This window comes from Streptomyces sp. NPDC059957 (assembly GCF_042730015.1).
GTDB lineage: Bacteria > Actinomycetota > Actinomycetes > Streptomycetales > Streptomycetaceae > Streptomyces.
The window spans coordinates 15,557-20,118 of record NZ_JBHWMB010000056.1; the positions used below are offsets into that span (position 1 = coordinate 15,557).

At 69.9% G+C, this 4,562-nt stretch carries 4 protein-coding genes; 1 reads left to right on the forward strand and 3 read right to left on the reverse strand.

Features of this window, described 5'->3' with window-relative positions; all coding sequences use genetic code 11:
* Positions 1–84 precede the first annotated feature (84 nt).
* From ACFWBW_RS30095 to ACFWBW_RS30105, 3 genes are all read right to left on the reverse strand, one after another.
* A complete protein-coding gene (locus ACFWBW_RS30095) occupies positions 85–981 on the reverse strand; it encodes a geranyl diphosphate 2-C-methyltransferase (RefSeq protein ID WP_385378957.1) in 897 nt (298 codons plus the stop codon).
* A gap of 14 nt (positions 982–995) precedes the next feature.
* A complete protein-coding gene (locus tag ACFWBW_RS30100; protein ID WP_385378960.1) occupies positions 996–2,375 on the reverse strand; it encodes a family 2 encapsulin nanocompartment cargo protein terpene cyclase in 1,380 nt (459 codons plus the stop codon).
* 97 nt (positions 2,376–2,472) lie between these two features.
* Entirely contained in the window at positions 2,473–3,885 is a 1,413-nt protein-coding gene (locus ACFWBW_RS30105) for a family 2B encapsulin nanocompartment shell protein (RefSeq protein WP_385378963.1), read from the reverse strand.
* Between the two features lie 359 nt (positions 3,886–4,244).
* Here ACFWBW_RS30105 and ACFWBW_RS30110 point away from each other — a divergent pair, with 359 nt between their 5' ends.
* Positions 4,245–4,463 (forward strand): hypothetical protein, encoded by a 219-nt coding sequence (locus ACFWBW_RS30110; protein ID WP_385378965.1) that lies wholly within the window; start codon positions 4,245–4,247, stop codon positions 4,461–4,463.
* Positions 4,464–4,562: the final 99 nt, after the last annotated feature.

Below are 4,562 nucleotides of genomic sequence, written 5' to 3' on the forward strand. Positions count from 1 at the left end.
TGAGTTTTTTCTAGTCGTCGGCTGCTCTTCGAGCTTCCGATCCCGCTCTGCTCCGCCCCCCCCCCCCCCCCCCGGGGCCGGTCGTCAGACGCGGTCGGCTGCGATCAGCACGTACTGGAAGGAGCCGTCCTTGTAGGACTCGATGAACGCCTCCTCGATGCCGGTGACCAGCGAGGACGTGGCCCGCAGTTCCCAATAGGGCAGGGTCGCGGGGGTCAGGTCGATGACGGCCTGCGGCACGAGGCGGTTGTCGGCCATGGCCCGCAGGTACTCCCGGCGGGAGTGGATGTTGCACTCGAAGTGCGCGTTGATCTGGGAGACCCACTTCGAGGGCTGGCCGTACCGCGGGTTCCAGCAGCCGGTGATGGTCACGTACCGGCCGCCGACCTTCAGGACGCGGGAGTGCTCGGCGAAGAGGTCGTCCAGGTCGACGTACATGCTCGACTCGTTGTTCCAGGACGCGGCGGCCTGCCCGGTCTCGAAGGGCGTGCCGAGCATGTTGCAGACGCGGGCCCGCACGTGGTCCTCGATGCCGAGCTCGCGGGCGCGCTGGTTGGCGAAGTCGGCCTGCTTGGCGGACAGGGTGACGCCCTCGACCTTGGATCCGAAGCGCTGGTGGGCCATCACCATCGAGCCGCCGCGGCCGCAGCCGGCGTCCACGAGCGTGTCCTCGCGGCCGATGGGACCGAGGTGGTCCAGGAGGAGTTCGGCCTGCGCCGACTCCAGCCGGTGGAGCTCGGCGACCAGCTTCTTCTCGTACGCGCTGTCGTCGGTGTCGCCGAGGGCGGAGTGGTCGACGTCGCCGATGCCGTAGTGGTGGTGGTAGAGGCCGTCCACGTCACCGAGGCGCAGGTTGACGGGCCTGGCCTCGTTGTTCCAGTAGCGGGCGATGTCCCCCTGGTAGGGGGTCGCCGGACCCGGAATGATCACGGAGGCCGGGGTGGTGCCGTTCGAGCCGGTGGTCAGATCGATGCTGGTCACGAATAGGTCCGTCCTTACCAGAAGTCGGGCAGGCTGTAGCGATAGGTATTGGTCTGGTGCCAGTAGTGGTTGCCGTCGAGCCAGACGGCGACTCCCCGCAGGAAGCGCAGCACGCTCGGTACGGGGCAGGCCGCGGCCAGGGCGGCGGCCTCCGCTTCGAAGGCGTGCATGAGGTCGTTGTGGACCTCGACCGCCTTCAGATAGCCCTCCTTGTCGGAGGTCCCCTCCCGGTCGGCGATCACCACGGGAAGGTTCATGTGCCGCCCGGGGGCGGCGAGTTCCTTGGTGTAGGAGTAGAGGTCGTTGACGATGGTGGTGGCGTTCCCGGCGAGTGCGATGACCCGTTGCATGGGCGCCTGGGCGTGCAGGTCGGCCGGGAGTTCGTACCCGCCGACGGTGTCGGTGATGGTGGGGCAGGGGCGGAAGTTGTTGAACTGCCGCATGGCCAGGTACTCCCACACCTCGGGGACGTACTCCGTCTGGCTCCAGGCCGCTTCGGCGAGGTACCCCAGGTGCAGCCGGGCCATGTCGTGCCGGTAGCGGTCCGCCTGCGAGGGGCTGGCCTGCGCGAGGAAGTACTCCATGGCGGAGCTGTAGGCGCGCCGGGGCGCGTCCGACTGGAGCGACCGCGCCCACTGCGGCTCGTACTCCTTCGTCGTGTGGAGGGGGTCGATGGCGGTGTGCGCCAGCAGGAGGCGCCCGCCGAGGCCGATGGGCGAGCCGCCGTGGTCCTCGCAGTAGACGTCGTCGACCGCGTTCTCGGCGACCATCAGCCGGGTGGCGACCATCAGGTGCTCGATGGTGGGGGCGTCCGGGTGGCAGGCCACCATGTAGCGCCCGACCTGGAAGCCGTCGAACTGCTTCTCCCAGTCCTCGGGGAACAGGTCGACCTCGTCCACCGCCCAGGCCTTGATGCGCCGGCTGACCTCCTCGACCCGCACCGGGTCCGGCTCGGGCACGGGGTGGTAGTAGAGGCCCGGGATCGGGTTTCCGGCCGCCGGAGCCCCGGGCTCCGGAGCCGCCTCGGGTGCGGCGGACTCCCCCCTGCGGGCCGGGTGCAGGCCCTCCGTGCCCAGGCCGCTGGGTCCGCTCAGGAGCCGTCGCAGGGCGGCGCTCGGGGCGGGTGGAGCGGGCGCGGTGGGCGGGGCAGCTGTCGTGGGTGGAGCCGCTGTCGTGGGTGGAGCCGCTGTCGTGGGTGGAGCCGCTGTCGTGGGTGGGGCCGCTGATGGCGACGGGAAGGGCAGGCCGGGCCCTGCGGGCAGGCCCGGCAGTACGGGCGGGGCCGGCGGGCCGCCGGATGCGGCGGCCTGGGCGGTGCCGAGGACGTGGGCCCCGAACCGGGCCGCGGCGCCGGGCAGGCTCGACTGCAGAGGGGAAGGCCCGGGCTCGGGCATCCGTGACTCCTTGGTGAGGTGGGTGGTCTGTCCCCGGACCCCGGGCACGCTCGGCCGGCCCTAGGGGGGTGTCTTGTCGGTCGGGTCCGCCGGCCGGTCAGTCGCTGCGGCGGGCGATCTGCACGTTCTCCAGGACGCCGAGCGCGTCGGGCACCAGGATCGCGGCGGAGTAGTAGGTGGTGACCAGGTAGGAAATGATCGACTTCTCGTCGATGCCCATGAAGCGGACCGACAGGCCCGGCTCGTACTCCTCCGGCAGACCTGTCTGGCGCAGCCCGATGACGCCCTGGTTGTCCTCGCCGGTACGCATGGCGAGGATCGAGCTGGTGTTCTCCTTGGTGATGGGGATCTTGTTACAGGGCAGGATCGGGACCCCGCGCCAGGCCGGGACCTGCTGTCCGCCCACGTCCACGTGGTCCGGGTAGAGCCCGCGGGCGTTCATCTCGCGGCCGATCGCCGCGATCGTGCGGGGGTGGGCGAGGAAGAGCTTGGTGCCGCGGCGGCGGCAGAGCAGCTCGTCCATGTCGTCCGGGGTGGGCGGGCCGGAGTGGGTCTGGATCCGCTGCTTGAAGGCGGCGTTGTGGAGCAGGCCGAACTCCCGGTTGTTCACCAGCTCGTGTTCCTGGCGCTCGCGCAACGCCTCGATCGTGAGCCGGAGTTGCTCCTCGGTCTGGTTCATCGGCCCGTTGTAGAGATCGGCGACCCTCGTGTGGACCCGCAGGACGGTCTGGGCGATGGAGAGTTCGTACTCGCGCGGCTTGGATTCGTAGTCGACGAAGGTGCCGGGCAGATCGGCCTCGCCGGTGTGGCCCGCCGACATCGCGATCTCGGCCTCGCCGTGCTTGTTCTGCCGTTGCAGGGGCAGCGAGCTGAACCGCTGGATGTGCTCCTGGAGCTGCGGCGCCCCGGAGACGATGCCGGCGAAGTCCGCGCGGGAGAGCGTGAGCAGGGTGCCGGGGGTTTCGGCGGTTGCGGTGTAGTCCCACCGAGCGTCGGAGTCCAGCAGGGCGTTCTCGCCGAATCGGTCGCCGTCAGCGAGCACCGCGACGGAGATCTCGTCGCCGTACTTGCCCGCGGAGGTCTGGCTGATCCGGCCGTGGGCGATCAAGTGGATCTGCTCGGCGGGAGCCCCCCGCTCGGCCAGCACCTCACCGGCACGGAAATCGCGCTGGACGCAGCGGCCGGCGAGCGCCGTCAGCACTTCCTCGTCGTCGAAGCCGCGCAGCAGGGCCAGCTCGCCCAGCTCGCGCGGGATCACCTGGACGCGGGCGCCGTCCTGGACGAACTCGATGCTCCCGTCGCCGACGGTGTAGCTCAGCCGGCGGTTCACCCGGTAGGCGCCGCCCTTGGTCTCCACCCAGGGGAGCATCCGCAGCAGCCAGCGGGAGGTGATCTCCTGCATCTGCGGGGCGGACTTGGTCGTGGTGGCAAGGTTGCGGGCGGCCGACGTGCCCAGGCTGGACTGCTTGGGCGGATCCAGCTGTGCTTCCGGGCTGGTGTCAACGGTCATCGGTCGAGCTCTCCTTCATCAGCGGGGAAAGGAAGGCGAACGTCTGGGCGTCCGTCCAGATCCCGGGGAACCGTAACGGCGCGGGTCCCCTCCCCACCGTGAAAAAACGTTGCCGTTGCTTCATTCCGGTGATCCTGTCCCGCCCGGGGTTTGTTCGGCGGACCGACGGTATTCAGCCGGTCCCTGCCGACTGCCCCGCCCGCCGGTCACGGCCGAAAGCCGGGCAGTGTGCCACAAACGGGCCGGGCGGTCACGTCACGTGATCCCGGGGCGTGCCCCCGGGGTCCTCGGGATGGCGCAATGAATGCATCGGACAGGGCGGACCCGCCGCCCTGCACCCCCGGACAAGGAGGACAGCCATGGCTGCCCTGATCCCCCTGCGCAAGTCGCTCCTCATCGCCGTTTCCGCCGTCGCCGCGCTCCTCGGCGCCGGATCGGCCCACGCCGCATCGGGCTCCGTCCACCTGGCCAACGACCCCTCGGGGACGAAGGTGCAACGCAGCAGTCCGGTGAAGAGCGCACTCGGAGGCCAGGACACTTCCACCGCGTATTACTACTACTACGTACAGGGACGCTAGCCCGTGCTGTCTACCCGCGTGAAGGGCCAGCCACCTGGATTCTGTGAGTAAGGCATGAAAATGGGGTTTCCGGTGGTGGCAAGAGTGCTCCTCTCCTCT